An 18301-nucleotide genomic window follows, 5' to 3' on the forward strand; every position below is an offset into this window, starting at 1 on the left:
TATGAGCAGCAGTTACAGTTATTAAAGGACTGATAGCGTGGTCGCCCCCTTCTAGGGGGCTATATTGCAAAACCGCCTTCTAAGAAGGCGGATATTTTTTATCTCAATCAAGAACAGATCGTGATGCGTTAAGCACTATAGCGAGAAAGCTGATTAAGTGCTGTAGCCAATCGGTACCTTGCGGGCGCGGGCGGTTCATTGAGGTGTCTGCCAGTGTGGGAGTGGTAGTGATGCGCGCGGATATCATCGACGTAAAAATGCTGATCCAAGAAGCTGACATTGCGATGTATCAAGTGAAAAATGAAGGCAAAGGAAATTTTGTGTTTGCAGAAGATGTAAAAAAGCAGACTGAAACTGATCAGTCTGCGTAATAGGGTATTTTAGTTGGTTAATTGGACATCAAATGGATACCAAGTAAGCTCAATGGTTTCTCGGCGTGAAAACATGTCCATGTGTTTATCGATGATCGACTGCTGCATTTGTAGCTGATCTTGTTGGCTGGCTTGGCAATGAATCACTAATTGTGAATCTGTGGCCGTCATAGTGCATAGGCCAACTGGAAAATCCACTTTGCCTTCGGTTTCGGTCCAATTTGCGGGTACTTTTCGGGCAAAGTGGCGGCATAAAACCACTAGGTATTTTTTAGCATGTTCAGAGTGAATGGTGGCGGTAGATTGAAACATAGTGCTTCCTAGTTTGTGTCAACGTTATTGTTATTCGGTGTAAGTAAAATTAAATGGCTCTGTCTGCGATAATGTGCGGGTAGCTTTGCGAGCAGCGCTCAATGCGCCCTTCAATGCCATACACGTCTTTAAGTAATTCTGGTGTCATGACATTTTTAGTGGCTCCAAAGGTTGCCGTATTATTGGGTTGTAAAATTAATAAATAATCGCAAGAGCGTAATGCTAAGTTGATGTCGTGGATGGCCATCAAGCCAATGGCGTTCTTTTCTTTAACGTTGGCTTTCAGGGCATTAATGACCTTTAATTGCCAGCGAATATCCAAAGCACTAGTGGGTTCATCGAGCAGTAACAGGTCGGGAGATCGAGCCAAAACTTGCGCAATGGCTATCATTTGCCTTTGCCCGCCTGATAACTTGGTTAAAGGGGTAAAAGCCAGTTCCATAAGTTCAAGCTGAGTAAAAGTTTGTTCTATAGCGAGGTTTATTTCCTTTTTATTAAGGGCACTATCGACGGTTTTTATGGCGCTGAAGACCACTTCATAGGCAGTAAGCGGAGAAGCTTGTGGCAGCATTTGTGGCACATAACCAATGTGGCGAACTCGTTTATTTAGTGAGAGTTGATGCAGGGGCGTTTGTCCTAACTGGATTTCCCCTTTACTTGGCTGAAGGCCGGCAATGGAGCGCAATAGGCTTGATTTTCCAACACCATTTGGCCCAATAATGGCCACTAAACTGCCTTGACGGATTTCTGGAACCGTTAAGTCTTGGAATAAAAAATGGTTTTTATACCCGATTTCCAGCTGTGATAAATTCAACATTAAGACTGCCTCGCACGAGTGATGATCAATATCATGAACAGTGGGATGCCAACTAAAGAAGTCACAATGCCAATGGGTAAAATAATACCTGGGATAAGGGACTTACTGGCAATAGACGCCATCGACATCATTAGTGCGCCACACAAGGCACTGGCTGGTAGAAAAAAACGATGATCTTCACCAATTAGTAGACGGGCAATATGAGGCCCCACCAAACCGATAAAACCAATCTCTCCGACAAAAGCAATGCTGACCGCAGTTAATAAGCTGACACGAATCATGAGTTTGAGTCGTAAGGATTCGACGGAAATACCGCTAGAGCGAGCATGATCTTCACCGCAGCGTAATAGAGTCATGGCCCATGCATTTCGTATCGAAAAAGGCAAACAAATGGCAAATACGACGGCGACAATGACAATGTTGTCCCACGTAGCACGAGCAAGACTGCCCATGGTCCAAAATACGATCTGTTGTAAGGTATCTTCACTGCTTAAAAATTGCAGGAATGACACCATGGCATTAAGGGCAAAAAACATGGAGATGCCAAATAAAACCACGGTGCCCACTTGGGCTCCAAAGTGGTTAGCTAACAGCAAAATAATGGCGGTAGACAGAAGCGCAAATACAAAGGCGGAAGCGGGGACAATGTAAGTGCTGCTGATTCCAGACCAGTTCCAGTCAAACACTAAGGCGAAGGCGGCACCTAGTGTGGCAGCAGCAGAAACCCCCAACGTAAAAGGGCTGGCAAGTGGATTGTTTAGTGCGGTTTGCATTTCGGCTCCAGCCAGTCCGAGTGCTGCGCCCACTACAACAGCCATTAAAGAGTAGGGGAGGCGAACTTGAAATAAGATCACTTCCTCACCGCGAGATAAGTTTTCTGATTGAAAGAGCCCCAGAACGACGGTACTGAAGTCCATTGCGGAAGGGCCAGAAGCAAGATCAACCAAAAGAGCCAATACAGTGCATAACATTAATGCCCCCATTAACTGTACTCGGCGTTTAATCAGTTGATGATAAGTCGTTTCAATATCGAAACGACTTGAAGGTTGTGTACTACTTTGTGTTGTTTGAGCCTGAACAGACATATCAACAAACCTTTTGTTTATTTTGAAACGGCATCTAGCTGAGCCCAATACGTACCTTGGTAAGCAATAGGCAGAAATTTTTCATGCATGGTTTTTAATGTGGCTTCAGGGTTTAGTTGGCTAAAATCGTCTGGGTAGAACCATTTGGCCATTTGCTGAATAGCGGCTACGTGAAGGGGGGTGTTATAGAAATGGTGCCAGATGGAGTAGGCTTGGCCATGTTCAATACTGCTGAGGTACTCTAGTTTATACACACCAATGGCATTTTTTAGTGATTGCTGAGCTTGTTGCTGGTTAACGGCGGCACCTAATGCCACTCGCGGTGACTGTTTTGCTAAAGATTTGGACGAACCAATGGCTGTAGCAATGTAGATGTCAGGTTGGTTGGTGAGTAAGTATTCGTAATTCATCACCCCAGCAATACCCGGAATAATAGGCTTGGAAATGTTATTGCCGCCCGCAAAGTCAATTAAGTGGCCAAGCATGCCATCAACCATGGTTTCACAGCATTCGTTACTGAGCCCAACTCGGCTATGAATAAAGACAGTTGGCTTGGGTGTTTTCAGTTTGTTAACGATCGCACTGACTTTATCCATCTCTTGTTGGTAAAACTGATTAAATTGCGCTGCTTGTTGTTCTTTACCTAAGACTTCCCCCAGTAAGGTGATGCTCTTTTTGGTGTTTTTCAGTGGCTCTCGACGGAAATCAATGAAAATCACGGCAATGCCAGCGGCTTCCAGTTGATTAATAATGTTTTTATTTCGAGCACCAGGACCGTGTCCTTCAATACCAAAAATGGCTAAGTCCGCGCCACTGGTAATGGCTTTCTCGACACTGAATGTACTGGCATCACTCCGGCCGATAACGGGTATGTTGGCAAGTTGAGGGAATTTGTCGAGATACAGCTGGTAGCTGTCGGGATCCATACGTTTATAATCACCAACGGTGGCAGTGATCCTATCAAGTACTTGCTCTTGTTCTAAAATAGCCATGGTCGGAATAAACCGTCCTTCACCCAAAATAATACGCTTAACGTTTTCGGGAACCTCTACCGTTCGGCCAACCACATCGGTAACGGTTTTTGCGGCAAGAGCAGCAGGGCTCAGCAGCGAAGAAATGATGAAAGTACTGATTAGACTAAATGAAGATAAGAGTTTCATTGGCATCCTTGTGATAAGTAATGAAGCCCAGTTGTGCGCATTTAAGGCAAAACTGGGCTGAATAGAGTGAATGAATAACTAGAATTGATATGAGGCCGATACTTTTACGTTTCGTCCTGGCTCAAAGTCTGTACTGTCAAATCCGCGGGCTTCCCCAGAGCGTGAAGCATGAGAGGCATAATGCTCATTTAATAGATTGTCGACACCAAAGGTCAGCATCAGTCCATCGACTTGATGAGGAGCCCATTGGGCAAATAGGTTGTGTACGGAGTAACTTTCTTTTACAGGCGCGTTAGTCAAGACATTGTCTTCTTCTAGAACGAACTGAGAGGTTAACCCAACGTACAGATCTAACTCATAAAAGCTGTAATCAAGAGTTAAACCAATGGCGTCACCAATATCGCTGCTGCGGCCATTTGAATCTAAGATCGGAGTGCCGTGAATGATGCTTTCATTGTCTGATTTGGAATAAGAGAGTTTTGAGCTGAACGCGTCGTAGCCATAAAATACGCTGGCCTCAAAGCCTTTTATCTCGACATCTCCATCGTTATAGATGTCATATTGCTTAGAGGCTGAGTTGTACTCTGTTCGGATGTAATCATCAATTTCAGTTTTAAACACAGTTAAGTTAGTCGCAAAACTGTGTTCACCAGAATTGCGCTGGAAGCGAAACCCTGCTTGGGTATTAAGGCCAGATTCGTGCGTAATGTTCTCTGATAAATGCGCCACATTTTGATATTTGATGAAGGTTTCAAGCAGCTCGGGGGCTTTAAATAACTCTTTGGCACTGATGAAAAACGTTAGCTCATCTGTTGCTTGGTAATCTGCAGCTAAAGCCCAAGTGACATCATTAAAGGATTTATCACTGGTAACGGCTTTACGTTGGAAGTCGTCAAAGCGCACGCCTGGAGTGACGGAGATGGCATCCGTAAGCTGAATTTTGTCTTCAATAAAGGCTGCGCTGGATGTGGCTTTCTCATGCATTTGTGGTTGTGGGCCATAGGTGCTTTTACTGTCTTGGCGGTTGTAATCGACTCCGTAGGTGAATTGGTTATCAAGGTTACCTAGTGTGATGAAAGATTGTGCAGTAACCGTTGCCCCCGTATTGATGTTATTCGCGTTGTTTTTATGTAAGCGATCGGTTGGCCAGCGAATGGTAAGGTTAGATTCATCGCGCATTAAATTCATATCATTACGATAGGCGACAGCTTTTAAAGATAGGGCATCACCTCTATCCATGTCGTAACTTAATGTGAAGGTATCGCGGTCATAGTTGGTTGGTATAAGAGTGTCTTGAGATAAACCATCGTTGGCACCACCCGACATGTCAGGGCGAGGGTTGTAATCCCCTTCATCCCGGTACATATCGTAGCTAAATTGCAGTCTATCTTGATCTGTTGGCTGCCAACCTAGCTTGATGAGTACATTTTGTACTTCACCATCAGCACCGAAAGTCTCGACACCTTTCCCGTCTTTAAAGTTACCTCTGTCAACGGTATAACCGTAAATCATCGCGTCGATATCTTGGCTTAATTGTCCATACAAAGTGACGGAGCCTTGGGTGTAGTCGTTACTGCCATAACCGGCATGGAGTCGAGCACCAAACTCTTCATCAGGGCGTAATAAATCACGAGCATTTTTTGTTTCAAATTGCACAGAACCACCAATGCCGCCGTGTACCACAGAGTTTGCGCCCACTTGAATATCAGCTGATTTAATGATGTCTGAGTTTAGAGTGAGGTTGCCAATGTGGTGGAACATATTGGCGTGTTGCGATGCTCCATCTAGGCGGATATCGAGATCTGTTTCATTTAAACCACGAATATTAATACGTTGGTTCACGGAGTGAGTACCGCCCACATCGACGCCAGGAATATCACGCAATAAATCAGATAAGTGGTCGACTTGCTTAATGGAGATGTCTTCATCACCTAAGTATTCAGAGGAGCTAGAAACTTTGGCGGCCCATACCACCACTTCATCAAGGTAGGTGATGTCTTCTTCAGCATAAACGAGCGGGGCTGAAAGGGCTGCGGCAATAGAAAAACTCAGGGGGGTATAACGTAATAGTTGGGCTTGTTTATTTGTAAAATGAGTACGGCTAAGCATGGTTGTTATTTTCCTAACGGTGGTCAATCGTCCTTTAGAAAGGCTGCTTTGTAATGATATTTATTCTCATTAATGTTATGTTCTGCGCTAATTGATGGAAAGCTTAAAGAGTTATGCGAAATCGCTTTTGTGTTATGAATAAAATCATGGCGATATGGAAAGTGAGGATCCGACAAACAAGGCAGAGGGCACAATGGCTGGGATAGCAGTGAATAAAAATCGAGCAGATTCAGTGATTTTGCGCAAAGTAGTGATGACACGAGTAGAGCAAGAAGATCAAAATATCAAGATAGTGTCGGAGCGTAATCAGCAAAAGGAAATACTTGTTGAAGGGGATTTTGTTTCTGTTGAGTTTCCCTCGGGTATGTTGGTGCAAGGTGGTAGTACCGTAGAAAAAGCCGATGCGAACGTGCTGGCTAGAGCAAACCCGTGTGTCATTGTCAGTATTGTGTTGGAAGGAGAGCTGGAGTTTGGCTATGACGATCGTGAATATTCGTTATCTGCGTGTTCTCAGCAAGAAGGTCACGGTTCAGCCATTATTGTTAACCTGAAACGCAGCTGCACTTTTCGCCGGCGAGTAGTGGAAGGCCATGCCATGAGAAAAGTGAATATTATTCTTAAGCCAGAGTGGTTTGAGCGCCAGGGGATGAGCCAGAGCGTGAGCCACCGCCAATTTGAGCAGATGTTTTCAGAGCATTTGTCACAATTAGCATGGCAACCACCTCCTGCTGTGGTGCAATTATGTAATGAAATTTTAGCGGCCGATAATTCTGATTTGTGGCTACATCACCTTTATATAGAGAACCGAGCTACCCAAGTTGTTTATGAAATGGTGAACCATGTCGTGGTTCAAGCTAAGAGTAAAGCACAAAAGTTGGGTAATGCAGAGGTGCGCCATACTTATGATGTAATTGCTGATGCAGTGGAATACCTAGAAAGCCACTTATTTACTGAGATAAGTTTGGAAGAAGTGGCTAAACATCTCGCCATGAGTGTCAGTGCATTACAGAGAAAGTTTAAACAGGAACTTGGTTTTACCGTGGTGGATTATGTACGTAATCGCCGACTAGAAAGTGTGATGGAATCTTTGAAAAAAGAGCGCGTTAGCATCAGTGAAGCAGCTTATATGGCAGGATATAACCACCCATCAAACTTTATCACCGCATTTAAGCGTAAGTTTGGTGTTACGCCAGGGGAAATGGTGTCAGAGTCGTTTAGTTAACTTGAGACAAATATGTATAAATAAACTCAGTTAATTGGATGCGAGAGAAGAACAGCCGAGAGCGATCATCGGCTGTTTTTTATTTTTATTTTCTAGCGTTTTAATTATTTCAGTGATTTCTCAAGGCGGATGTAATCCCCTCGGAAATACCCAGAAATAACTGCTTTTTCTAGCTGGCTTACTGTTGTGGCATTGGCTGGCAACCAGCTTACATCTACCCCAGAAAATTTGGTCGTTGTATCTGCATCCATGGAGGTCGCAGATAAAATTTTATCAAACGTTGTTGCGGTTAAAGATCCATTGTTTTGAGTAACCCAATTTGTGACTAAATTTTTATCCATTAATTGATGAGCGACTTTTACTGGCGCGCCACTGATGTTAGAAAATTGCACATAATCAATAGATTGGCTATTTACTAGAATGATCTTGTCCGACAGCATTCCCATAAACTGTGTATAGCTGCTGTTAGGCTGCTGTAAGAGCACCTTTTTCTCTTTACTGTCCAAAAGATAAAGTGTTGTTGAGGTTAATACAGAGAACAATGAACCATCAGGGGTAGAAGAGATGAACCTTACGTTACCATCTAGGGTGAGTAAGCCAGAACCAACATTTGGTTGCTGGGTATTAAACCATTGGATATTACTGGTTCCGTCGCTGGTAATGATTTCGCTTTCATTATTTACAAACGCTGCTTGTTTAACGCCAGCACTTGGAATAGTACGTGGGTTATCCAGTTTCGCCGAATCTAATAAAACAGGTTCACCACTGCCTTGTTTTACAAATAAGGTCTGATGGGATTCACTCATTACATAATAAGGCGTGTAGTAAGAGGTGGAGATAGGATAATACAGTCCAGTAGGCTGTAATGTGTGGCTATCAAGCAGTTGCAGCTCTGTAGAGCCAGATAACCCCACACCAAATTGAGCGATAAGTTTATCTTGTTTGTAGCTAGGAATAATCGCCTGGATATGGTTATTAAAGCATTGTGAATCTGCAACTGGCTTTGGAAGCGGTTTAGGGGTAGGAGTAACGCCAGAAGCACCTGCATAAGTATCGATCATGGTGGCAGACGTTAGTGTTGTGGCTTGTGCACCTTTTTTGAGTGAAGTAAGGAAAACACCGTTGTCACCGCTTTGATTACACGTATTTGATCCTGAAAGGTCGCCATTAATGGTTGGTGAATACACCAAATATACTTCGTTTTCACCTTCACCTTTTAAAGCAGTCGTAATGGTGGATGTGCTAACTGTGCCACCATCACCGTAATCATCATCATCATCATCATCATCGTCGTCATGAGAGTCATAAGGGTAGATGATTGGTGGTGTAACCTCATCTGAACCAGAGTCTTGTGTGGCACTTTCAGAGGTGTATTTTCCTGTCGCGGCGTCCAGCGTAATGAGTTTGTCATCGCTGGTTAATAGCAGCATTTTCCCTTTTTGGGTGTCTAGAGAAAAAGACTTATAGCCTGCAGTAGCTAAAGTGTGGCTACCTGAGAAAAAGGTTTGTTTCTCTAAATTGACTGTTTTTTGGTCAAGATAGCTTTGGGTGAGTTTCTCTCGAATATCTAAAGTTTTATTCGCAAGCATCATATCGACAGCGGCGGAAATCTTTAGATACGGTGAGTCGCCCGATAATTGCAGGGCATGCTCGAATGAGGAAATTAATATTTCGGATTCGCGCACAGGACCGTGTTGAATATTTAAAGATGAAAAGTCGATACCAAGTGGATCACCAAGCTGTGTTTGAAGATAAGTTTTGGCTGATTCAATGCTCCCACCATGCTGAGGGTTGAATAAAACCTCATTCTGAAGAAGGGTGGTAAAAGGACTGACAAAAGTGACATTAGCAGGTGCAGTGAGAATGTAATTTTTACCTTCCACCATGCTAGGCAAAGAGTCATCAACGATAGATGTGTCGCTACTTGATAACGTGGATAGACCAGTATTTTGTGCTGAGTCACATTTTCCGTTTAGGTCAGAATCCTGGCATCGAGTTAGCGATGTGTAGCTATAAGCATCACTTTTTTTGCTTTCTGTTGTTCCATCTTCGCTGCTATTACATCCTGCAAGTGCCACAATACCTGCAATTGCTAGTGAGATCCTACTCAATTTCATTTTTATATTCGCTATGCTAATAGTTGTTTTACGGGTTAGAACACCATTCTTTATAGATTTTTAATCTCTAACTAGGTGATTTTTTAGGATAATAGATCAAATATAATTGATAATCGATATCATTTTAATTAACATACGCAAAAATATGTAAATTGACATTTATTTTATGAATGCATTTCTCATCAACTTAGTCTGTTGTATTTGGAGTAGTTAAGGCTATGGATAGTTTTAAGGCTAAACAAAAGTTTATTCTGTCAATGGTGGCGAGTTCATTGCTCGTTGCATGTAATGATTCTAGTTCTGACCCGAAAGAAAGTGCGAATCCAGGGAGTGGTCATTCACCACTTGTTTTAAGCGGAACGGCCATTGACGGTTATTTAGAAAATGCGAAAGTTTGCCTTGATAAAAACGCAGATATGAAGTGTGACGTGAGCGATGGACAAATCGTTCGTACGAATAAAAATGGTCAATTTACCCTGCCGTACTCAGCCCCTTCAGATTTAAACTTCCCGATTATTGTTGAAGCCATTTCAGGAGAAACGATCGATAGTGATCAGCCTGATTCTGCGATCGAACATTCATTTGGTTTAGTGGCAGAAGCGAATAACTCTGAAGTGATTACACCTTTCACTACGTTAGTCATCGAAAGGGCTAAGCATGATAGTGTTTCTTACCAAGATGCTGAAGCGGCTCTTGCGTCTGAATTAAGTATTACTGTCGGAGACTTAGGCCGTGATTACGTTGCGGGTAATAATGAAACGGATCAACAACTGCATGCGTTAGCACGAAGCGTTACTCAGCTCATGAAAGATGCTGAGCAGGCTTCATTGGCTGAAAATGTTGATCGCTTTAAAGCGCGAAAAGCATTACATGGCAAACTTGCGATGATTGATGTTTCGGGTATGAAGAAAAAAACCGATGTTTTGGTCGCAAATGGTACCGTTGATGCTCAAACACTGAAGGTGGTGAGTGATGAAGTTGTTGATGACGTAAAAGTAACTTCAGAAGAAGTCTCAACAGGAGTGACTTCTATTAAACCACCAACACCAAAAAATGGTGTGGTGGATGATAAAAACGATTTATTTGGTTGGGCGTGGGCTGGTCGTTTAACGGCAGTTGAAGATTACGAGTACTCGGTAGATAACGGAGTAACCTGGCTGCAAGTGACTGCGAATCCTCAGCCAATGGGTGACAATAGTTACTCGGCAGGTACAGTTCAAGTTCGTGTGAAGGCTAAAAAAGAAATTAATCGCTTAGCCGGCGATGCGCTAAAGTCGAGTAATGACTTTGCAAAGATTGTTTATGTTACCCCGGTTGCTCCTTCCGCTATTACAACCAATGACGCAAATAATACGTTCACGTGGGATGTAGTAACTGGCTACGATGCCGCTGAGCTGTACGAATATTCATTAGATAACGGATCGATTTGGCAAGCGGCAGCGGCTAATCCACAGTCGATCGCTGATCAAGCCATTGCTGTTGGTCATCTGAAAGTGCGAGTCAAAGCTCAGTCTGAAAATCATGTTTTAAGTGGCGAGAGTGTTTCTTCTACGACCGCTATGACATTGACGCCAGCACAGCCTTCAGCACCAGCGATCACAAATACGAATGATGCGTCAGATACCTTTACGTGGGCACTGGTTAGTGGTTTTTCTAAGCTAACTGATTATGAATACAATTTAGGTAACGGTTGGGTTGAGGCGACAACACAGACCATCAGCGTTGGGGATATTAATATTCCAGCTGGTACCATTAAAGTACGAGTAAAGGCAGATCCTATTACTGGCCGTGCGGCTGGGGTAGAAGGCGTGGTAAATACATCATTTAGCAAAGATATGATGGTACTGCCTGCACCAATGAATGCTGTAGTGGACGATGGTAATAATACGTTAACCTTTACCTATGCCGCTGGGTTTGGCTCGCCGTCTGATTATCAAATTTCATACGATGCAGGGGTGAATTGGCAGCCAGTAACCAATAACCCTCACACAGTGCCAGATAAAGCATATTCGGCAGGTCAGGTTGCAGTTCGTACCTTTAATTCAAAAGGGGAATACAGCCCGTCGTTGCTGAGTAAAGAAGCATTTACTGTAACACCAGCTACGCCAAGTGCACCTACGTCTGCTCAAGTAGATGATGCGAGTAATACGTTTGGTTGGTCAAAAGTGTCTGGGTTTGGTGCTGCTTCTGATTATGAGATCAAAATTGGAAATGCAGCTTGGAAAACAGCAACGGCTAACCCAATGCAAGTCGATAACGTCGTTTACGCTGTCGGTGCAATTCAGGTAAGGGTGAAAGCGGATGCGAAAACAGGGCGTTTAGCGAGTGCAGCTTTAACAAACCATGAAGCTTATACTGTAACACCAGAGCAGCCAGTTGCTCCAACAGCCCCACAAACTGACGATGCAAGTAACACTTTCGGTTGGAATACTGTTGCTGGTTTCTCTTCTCCTTCTGATTATGAAATAAAAATCGGGGCAGGTGCTTGGCAAGTGGTGAGCACAAATCCTGTTCAACTAGACGATAAAGAATACGCAGTAGGTAGCATTATAGTTCGTGTTAAAGAAGACACGAAAACTGGACGTCCTGCGGGTCGATTGCTTTCAAACACCGATGCATTTACCGTTACCCCTGATTTACCCGTAGCGCCAACAGCGCCTGTAGTGGACGATGCAAATAACAGTTTTGGTTGGACTGCTGTGGCAGGTTTTAACGCGGCGTCGGATTATGAGGTGAAAATTGGTGCATCCCCTTGGCAGGCAGTAACTCAGAACCCAGTGAGCATCCCTGATCAGGCTTATGCGATTGGTGACATTCTGGTTCGTGTTAAAACAGATACCACAAATGGTCGTCCAGCAGGGCAGGCACTGAGCAATGACAAAGTCTTTACAGCAACGCCAACTAAACCAGCGGCACCAACAGCACCTATTGTGGATGATGCACTGAATACCTTTGGTTGGACGAATGTTACTGGCTTTACCGCTGCTTCCGACTACGAAATTAAAGTAGGTACAGCGGAATGGGCTTCAGCTTCAGCCAATCCGATGACCATCTCCGACGGTGATTTTTCCATTGGCGACGTTAAAGTTCGAGTAAAAGCAGACCCAATCACAGGTCGTGCGGAAAGTGACAGTATTGCTAATACTAAGGCGTTTACCTTAACACCAGCACAACCTACCGCCCCAACGGGTATTGTGGTTAATGATTCAACAAATACGTTTGATTGGACTTTTGTTACTGGCTTTACACAAGCCACCGATTACGAGCTTTCTAAAGATAACGGAAACACTTGGTTATCAGTTACAGTGAAGCCTGTAAACGTAGGCGACAACGCTTATGGTGTTGGTCAAGTTCAAGTTCGTGTGAAAGCAAATGCTGAAAATGGTATGCCAGCAGGCTTGATCGCAAGCAACCCAAGTGAATACTTCGATGTGGTTCCAGCGGATGCCCCAACACTGCCTGTAGTCGTTAATACCAGCTCAATAAAAACCAATGGACTGAACTGGACGGTAACGGCTGGGTTTACTCAAGCATCAGATTATGAGTTCACCAATGATGGTGGTACGACATGGCAAGATGTGGTGAGCATTCCGCAGCACATTGGTCATAAAGCGTATGATAAAACACAGGTAGGTGTTCGTGTTAAGAGCGACAGCAAGTTAAATCGACCAGCGGGTAACACTTTATGGGCAACAACGGCTACCGTTGATTTTGAAGCATTAAAATATGTTCAGTATGGTGAGAATGGTAAGCCATTACCATTGAGTAATTCTGTTTATTCTCGATATGGTGATTGGTCAGGTTCTAAACAATGCGAAGCTTATTATGAAATAGAAAATGCTGAACCTGTATTTTGGCTGTCATCAACTTCGGTAAAGAGTGATCGCATTGATACTTGGATTGCAGATGCAAACAAAGATCAAAAATGTAATCTGGGTATTTGGCAAGCGCCAAGCTATGCATTGGTTAAAACACTGTCTGGTTTAGCGGATACAAATAATAAATTTATTCACACCGGTTCAACGTTCTGGGGTAAAAAAGACGATGGAACGTATCAGGCGATACAAGACGGTGCTGATTACACAGGTGATACTCAATGGCGATTTGTGTATTTAAGTGCTAAAGCCGTACTGCCTGCTACGTCTGAAGTTAAGAGTTTTGTTGCGAGCACTAAATCGGCCTTAGAGCTTGGAGTAACAAATTCTCAAACCAGTTGGCAGACCGTAGAACAAGATTGGACCGGTGTGATTTCTGGTTTTTCATCCACATTAACGCTAGCGGAACTTACCCAAGATAAAACCGATGTGACGGCGTTAATTGCAAGCCTTCCAGTATTGATTAGCCAAATTGAAACGGTGATTACAGCTCAGGAAACGAATATTCAAAAAGCCGCCGCTTATATTGCTTTAGTACAGCAGCGTGCGGGGTTAACTGAGCAAGATAAAGCGCTACTTAATACAGATTTAGCTGCAGCACAAACTGCATTAAAAACGTTAAAAGAGCGTAAAGCGTCCGCAGAAATGCTGCAAAAAGCAGAAAAAATCACCACGACGTATATCGACTTACGTATTGTTGAGCTTGCTTTAACTCAAAGCAGCCAGAAGCTAGATGCAACGTTATTAGGTGCCGATGGGGCACTAATGCACAGTGATGCCCAAGCGTTATACGCCAAACTTGAAGAATTAAAACAAACGTTAATTACGCTAACGGCACAGCAAACGCAGTTTAGCAGTGATCTAACCGCAGTAAGTTCAGAGTTAGTGGCGCAACTGGTTACTCAATTCGACCAATTGATTTTGCTTGTGAATACCAAAGTGTCGGGCTTCGATAGCGCTGGCTTAAAAGTGCATGAAGATAAAGCAAAACAAGGCTTTGATTCAGCTTGGCAAAATGGTTACAGCGTGAGTGTTGATCAAGCGAAAGTTGCGACAAACTTCGCCAAACTGGACATTAATGGTAAATACCTACCAACGGCGACCACTTATGCTCAAGGTTGGCGTTGTGTGATGGATTTACGTAATCCAGAACGTAATCGAGTGTGGAGTTTATTGCGAAATGGCTTAGGTAATGGCGTGGATGATATGGCTTATGAGGCCAGCTCTGCGAAAACGTTACTCGGCGCTGGTGGTTTCCTTGAAACGACTAATCAGGCTCAGTTATGTGGCTATAACGATTGGAAAGTACCGAGCTATTTCTTATTTGAAACACTAAAAACCAAATCAAACGGATCGTTTGATAAATTTATTGATACTGATGTGTTCCCTAATCATAAAGGTCATGAACCGTACGAAAGTTACACGTCGCCACGTTACTACTATTGGGCGAGTGATTCCGTTTCACGCTCAGATGAAGCCGCTGTCTTCAGGTTCCAGTCTGAGTCTGAATCTGAACGAAAAGATAGCAGTGAAAGGGATGGTAGTGACCAATATGCGTACACTTTGGCTCGTTTAGTACGTGAAACGCCAATTGCGTACCAGTTATTGTTAGAAAATGGCACAAATACAACAGACAGAAGTGCAGCAACATGTGTGGTGGATCCAACCACAAATTTAACTTGGCAGCTATTTACAGCCGCAGATGCTGCGCGATTTAAGATCCTTGATGATATTAAAACAGAGGCCACGTCGAAAAATAGTTGTGGCAAGTCTGCGTGGCGTTTACCAACGGTTACTGAGTTGCAATCACTATATCCAGTAGACAATGTTGTTTTCCCATATAGCGTCGTACCAAAAGATGGTTTACCTGCCTCGGATCAATACAACGCTCGGGTTTGCTACGCCAGTTCAGCAGAATCTCAGCAATATGGGCGTGATTATGTGGAATGTGTTTCCATGTCTGATGGTACTTCAGAAGATAGCTCAGTCGGACAGTCCTACAGTCCTTATACAAAATACAAATTTATTTACCGCTTAGTAGCACAATAAGATAATTAGGAACCATTATGTTTAATAATAAGAAAAAACAAAAAGGCGCAGCGGCGATTGAGTACGCAATTTTAGCTGCCGCTATGTCACTTATACTAATTGATGCTGTTGGTGGTGATGGAAAGATCACAGCTGCTTTAAAAGATACATATACCACTATTGAAACGCAGTTAGGTTCTATCACAAAAAGTGACAGCGAAAACTAATCTTATTAGGGCGCTCATAATCTTGAGTGCCCATTACCCCAAGTAATAATAGATATATGAAAATAAAAAAATTAGTTTTCCTGTCGATTTTTTTGTCTATTGCTGGTTTTTTATTAATGGCGCTATTTTTAGTCCAACCAGTAGCAGAGGAGTTAACTGAAACACGAGTTCAGAAAGTAGAAGTACTTATTGCGTCTTCAAATATAGAATCTGGCCGGGTATTTAGTAGCTCTTCATTTGAGTGGAAAAGTGTCGATAAATCTGAACTTAATAAGTTAGTCAGCTATATTGCAAGAGACAGCTTTGATATCCAATCTTTACACGGCTCTGTGATTAATGGCGATTTTAAAAAAGGTCGAATTATTAGCAGTGATGACTTTATCTTCCCAGATAATGGCGGTTATTTATCATTAGTTCTAAAAGAAGGCTATCGCGCTGTTTCTGTTCCTGTTGATCAAGTCACGGCAAGTTCAGGTCTTATTGGCCCAGGAGATTGGGTAGATTTGGTTCTTATTGCTTCAAAAGAAGAAGAGTTAAGAACGAACAATAACGATACTCAAGACTTGTACGTAAAAACCATTCTTGAAAAAGTAAAAGTGCTGGCGTTTAACGATGCAGTTCGACATGACAAGTACTTAGAGGTGCAAAAAGGCAATAAAGGTTTTGTTCCTGATGACAGTGCTGTGACTTTGCAAGTGAGTGCCCTTGAAGCGAACAAAATCATTTTGGCAAAGCAACTCGGCACATTAAGTATGGTTCTCAGAAATAGCCATGAAGAAAAAGCACAACTTGGGGCAAATCGAGTCAACATTAATAATATTGCCCCTGAATTAAAAGTGGTTAGTCCTGATCATGGTCTAATTGAATTTAGAGCACAGAAAAAATCACTGATAGGCCAGTAGGGAAGTCGGCGTGTTTAATAAAAGTATACTAGTAGTTATTTTTGTTTTTTTTAGCAGTTTTCTCTCTGCAAAAACAATTGAATTATCTATCGATAAAGCTAAGTTAATTAATTTACCTGAAAATGCCCGTTCGGTATTTATTGCAAACCCTGAAATAGTAGATTACCAAACTTTAACCAATACAAAAGTGAGTGTATTTGGTAAAAAGGCAGGGGTTACTTCGATCATTGCTTTAGACATTGATGAAAATATTATTCTTGAAGCTTCAATTAAGGTTGAACACGATGTTAAAAGCTTAAATAAAATCATTAAATCGAACTTTCCCGATGCGTTTGTTACGGCAGAATCCATTGCAGGAAAGTTATTCTTAAAAGGACATGTAGCAACACCGGTAGAAGCGGACAATATCTATCGTATTGCTGCTGGTTTTACCAAAGTGGATTTAGCTTCACAAAACACATCCGGTGATGCGGCTTCTGATTCAGGCTCTTCTACGAGTGATAGCCAGCAAGGTAATAACGACGAAGCTAGCCCTAGTTCACAAACGGATGAGATCATCAATCAAATGGTGGTCACTATGCCAAATCAGGTGAACTTACGTGTCCGTATAGCAGAAGTATCTCGCAACGTCTCTAACCAGCTTGGTGTTAAGTGGGCAGACAGCAGTAAGCACTTTTCTGGTGGCTGGAGCGGCAGCAAAGGCAGCCCTGGTGTGTTGTCATTTTTTGATCAGCAGTTTTCTGTGACCGTAGATGCACTCGCTGAAAATGGTCTGATTTCTGTTTTGGCAGAACCTAACCTAACCGCACTAAGCGGTGAATTTGCTAAATTCCTTGTGGGTGGCGAAGTTGCATTACCTTTAGTGCTTAACGATACCGCTGCTATTGAGTACAAAGCGTACGGGGTTCAACTTGCTTTTAAACCGACAGTATTAGGCCCTAACCGTATTAGCTTAGTGGTTGCCCCTGAAGTGAGCATGATTTCGGTTGATAGTAGTTATCAAGCGGGGAACATTCTGTTGCCTAATTTCACTACTCGTAAGGCATCTACCACTATTGAACTCGCTAGTGGTCAAAGTTTCGTTTTAGGTGGTTTACTGCAAAGTCGTGATATTGAAGACATGCAAAAAGTACCATTCCTTGGCGATGTTCCTATTTTAGGTTCACTTTTCCGCTCTTCTGCGTTTAAGCGTGAAGAAACTGAGTTACTTATTATTGCCACGGCGTACTTAGTTAACCCAATTCGTAGTGACAGTTTTTCGCTTCCGACCGATGGCCTATTACCTCCAAGTGATCTTGAACGTTTACTCGCTCTACCTGAGAAAAATGCTCGCCGTGCACTGGAAAACCAAGATGGTTCAGAGAGCAATTTAAAAATGGGTATTTCAGACAATCAACAGCCTCGTTTACTTGGCGATAACGGTTTCTACTACTGAGGTAATAATGAAAGTCGCAATTTTATCACTGCTTGTTCTCTCGCTAACGGCATGTTCGGCTTCTCAGCCTATTAAAAGAGAGCCAAGTGTTAATGTTGAAATCGTTAGCCAAAAAATGAGTTTTTCTGTGAAAGGCCGTGCTTTATCTACTCAAGATAAACAAGCGGTGAAGAATTTTATTGTTCGCCAGGGAAATCCAAATCGCTTACGAGTACGCATTGAAGCGAATACGAAAAAAGGCGAGAGAGTATCACAGCAGCTAGTTGGTTTATTCCATGAACAAGCGATATACCCAAGCCAAGTTGAAGTGAAAAAAAACGTCACAAACGGTGATTCAAATAAAGATGTAGTCCTAATCGTTGAGCAGTTTCGTTCACAGTTAAGCTCATGCCAAGGAGGAGATTATTTTACTCTTGGTAATCATCGACATAACTCAGACAACTTTGGCTGCGCCAGTGCAAATGCGCTAGCGCAAATGGTTGCTGATCCACGTGAGTTGGTGGTGTCAGAACGTTTAGCGCCTTCTCAAGGACGTAAAGCCGTTTCAACACTAGATGCTTATTACAACACTAAAACCGTCATAGAACAGAGTAATTCAACCAGTAGTAACCAATCTAGTGGTAATAATCAGTAGGAGATAC

At 42.8% G+C, this 18301-nt stretch carries 12 protein-coding genes and 1 pseudogene; 7 read left to right on the top strand and 6 right to left on the bottom strand.

Annotated features, from left to right (window positions below; genetic code table 11):
• Positions 1-122: 122 nt before the first annotated feature.
• Positions 123-371: pseudogene (locus MHO82_RS04700) on the top strand (diguanylate cyclase); the annotation flags it as partial.
• A gap of 9 nt (positions 372-380) precedes the next feature.
• Here MHO82_RS04700 and MHO82_RS04705 read toward each other — a convergent pair.
• The 5 genes from MHO82_RS04705 to MHO82_RS04725 all read right to left on the bottom strand — a co-directional run bounded on the left by MHO82_RS04705 (position 381) and on the right by MHO82_RS04725 (position 5854).
• Positions 381-683, bottom strand: coding sequence for a DUF2218 domain-containing protein (locus MHO82_RS04705; RefSeq protein WP_239182704.1), 303 nt, complete (start codon positions 681-683; stop codon positions 381-383).
• A 49-nt stretch (positions 684-732) separates the two neighbouring features.
• Positions 733-1500, bottom strand: a complete 768-nt coding sequence (locus MHO82_RS04710) for an ABC transporter ATP-binding protein (protein WP_239182705.1) — start codon at positions 1498-1500, stop codon at positions 733-735.
• Positions 1500-2585: an iron ABC transporter permease gene (locus MHO82_RS04715; protein ID WP_239182706.1), complete on the bottom strand. Its 1086-nt coding sequence runs from the start codon at positions 2583-2585 to the stop codon at positions 1500-1502. Before MHO82_RS04715 ends, MHO82_RS04710 begins: the two co-directional genes overlap by 1 nt.
• Before the next feature lie 17 nt (positions 2586-2602).
• Positions 2603-3745 (bottom strand): ABC transporter substrate-binding protein, encoded by a 1143-nt coding sequence (locus tag MHO82_RS04720; RefSeq protein ID WP_239182707.1) that lies wholly within the window; start codon positions 3743-3745, stop codon positions 2603-2605.
• Between the two features lie 78 nt (positions 3746-3823).
• Positions 3824-5854 carry a TonB-dependent siderophore receptor gene (locus MHO82_RS04725; RefSeq protein WP_239182708.1) on the bottom strand — a complete coding sequence of 677 codons (2031 nt, stop codon included), beginning with the start codon at positions 5852-5854 and terminating at the stop codon, positions 3824-3826.
• Positions 5855-6047: 193 nt separating this feature from the next.
• On the opposite strand from MHO82_RS04725, the gene MHO82_RS04730 reads away from it, so the two are divergent.
• Positions 6048-7076 (top strand): AraC family transcriptional regulator, encoded by a 1029-nt coding sequence (locus MHO82_RS04730; protein WP_239182709.1) that lies wholly within the window; start codon positions 6048-6050, stop codon positions 7074-7076.
• A 104-nt stretch (positions 7077-7180) separates the two neighbouring features.
• On the opposite strand, the gene MHO82_RS04735 is transcribed toward MHO82_RS04730, so the two are convergent.
• Positions 7181-9193, bottom strand: a complete 2013-nt coding sequence (locus MHO82_RS04735; RefSeq protein ID WP_239182710.1) for a hypothetical protein — start codon at positions 9191-9193, stop codon at positions 7181-7183.
• Positions 9194-9411: 218 nt separating this feature from the next.
• Between MHO82_RS04735 and MHO82_RS04740 the strand changes: the two genes are divergently transcribed.
• Genes MHO82_RS04740 through MHO82_RS04760 form a run of 5 tightly spaced genes read left to right on the top strand, consistent with a single transcriptional unit; the run spans position 9412 to position 18294 of the window.
• A complete protein-coding gene (locus MHO82_RS04740) occupies positions 9412-15117 on the top strand; it encodes a hypothetical protein (protein ID WP_239182711.1) in 5706 nt (1901 codons plus the stop codon).
• 17 nt (positions 15118-15134) lie between these two features.
• Positions 15135-15323 carry a Flp family type IVb pilin gene (locus MHO82_RS04745; protein WP_239182712.1) on the top strand — a complete coding sequence of 63 codons (189 nt, stop codon included), beginning with the start codon at positions 15135-15137 and terminating at the stop codon, positions 15321-15323.
• 56 nt (positions 15324-15379) lie between these two features.
• Entirely contained in the window at positions 15380-16225 is an 846-nt protein-coding gene (gene cpaB / locus MHO82_RS04750) for a Flp pilus assembly protein CpaB (protein ID WP_239182713.1), read from the top strand.
• A gap of 10 nt (positions 16226-16235) precedes the next feature.
• Entirely contained in the window at positions 16236-17660 is a 1425-nt protein-coding gene (locus tag MHO82_RS25855; protein WP_239182714.1) for a type II and III secretion system protein family protein, read from the top strand.
• A 7-nt stretch (positions 17661-17667) separates the two neighbouring features.
• Positions 17668-18294 (top strand): CpaD family pilus assembly lipoprotein, encoded by a 627-nt coding sequence (locus tag MHO82_RS04760; RefSeq protein WP_239182715.1) that lies wholly within the window; start codon positions 17668-17670, stop codon positions 18292-18294.
• Positions 18295-18301: the final 7 nt, after the last annotated feature.

Origin of the sequence: Vibrio sp. Of7-15, assembly GCF_022347565.1 — a bacterium.
Classification (GTDB): Bacteria; Pseudomonadota; Gammaproteobacteria; order Enterobacterales; family Vibrionaceae; genus NORP241.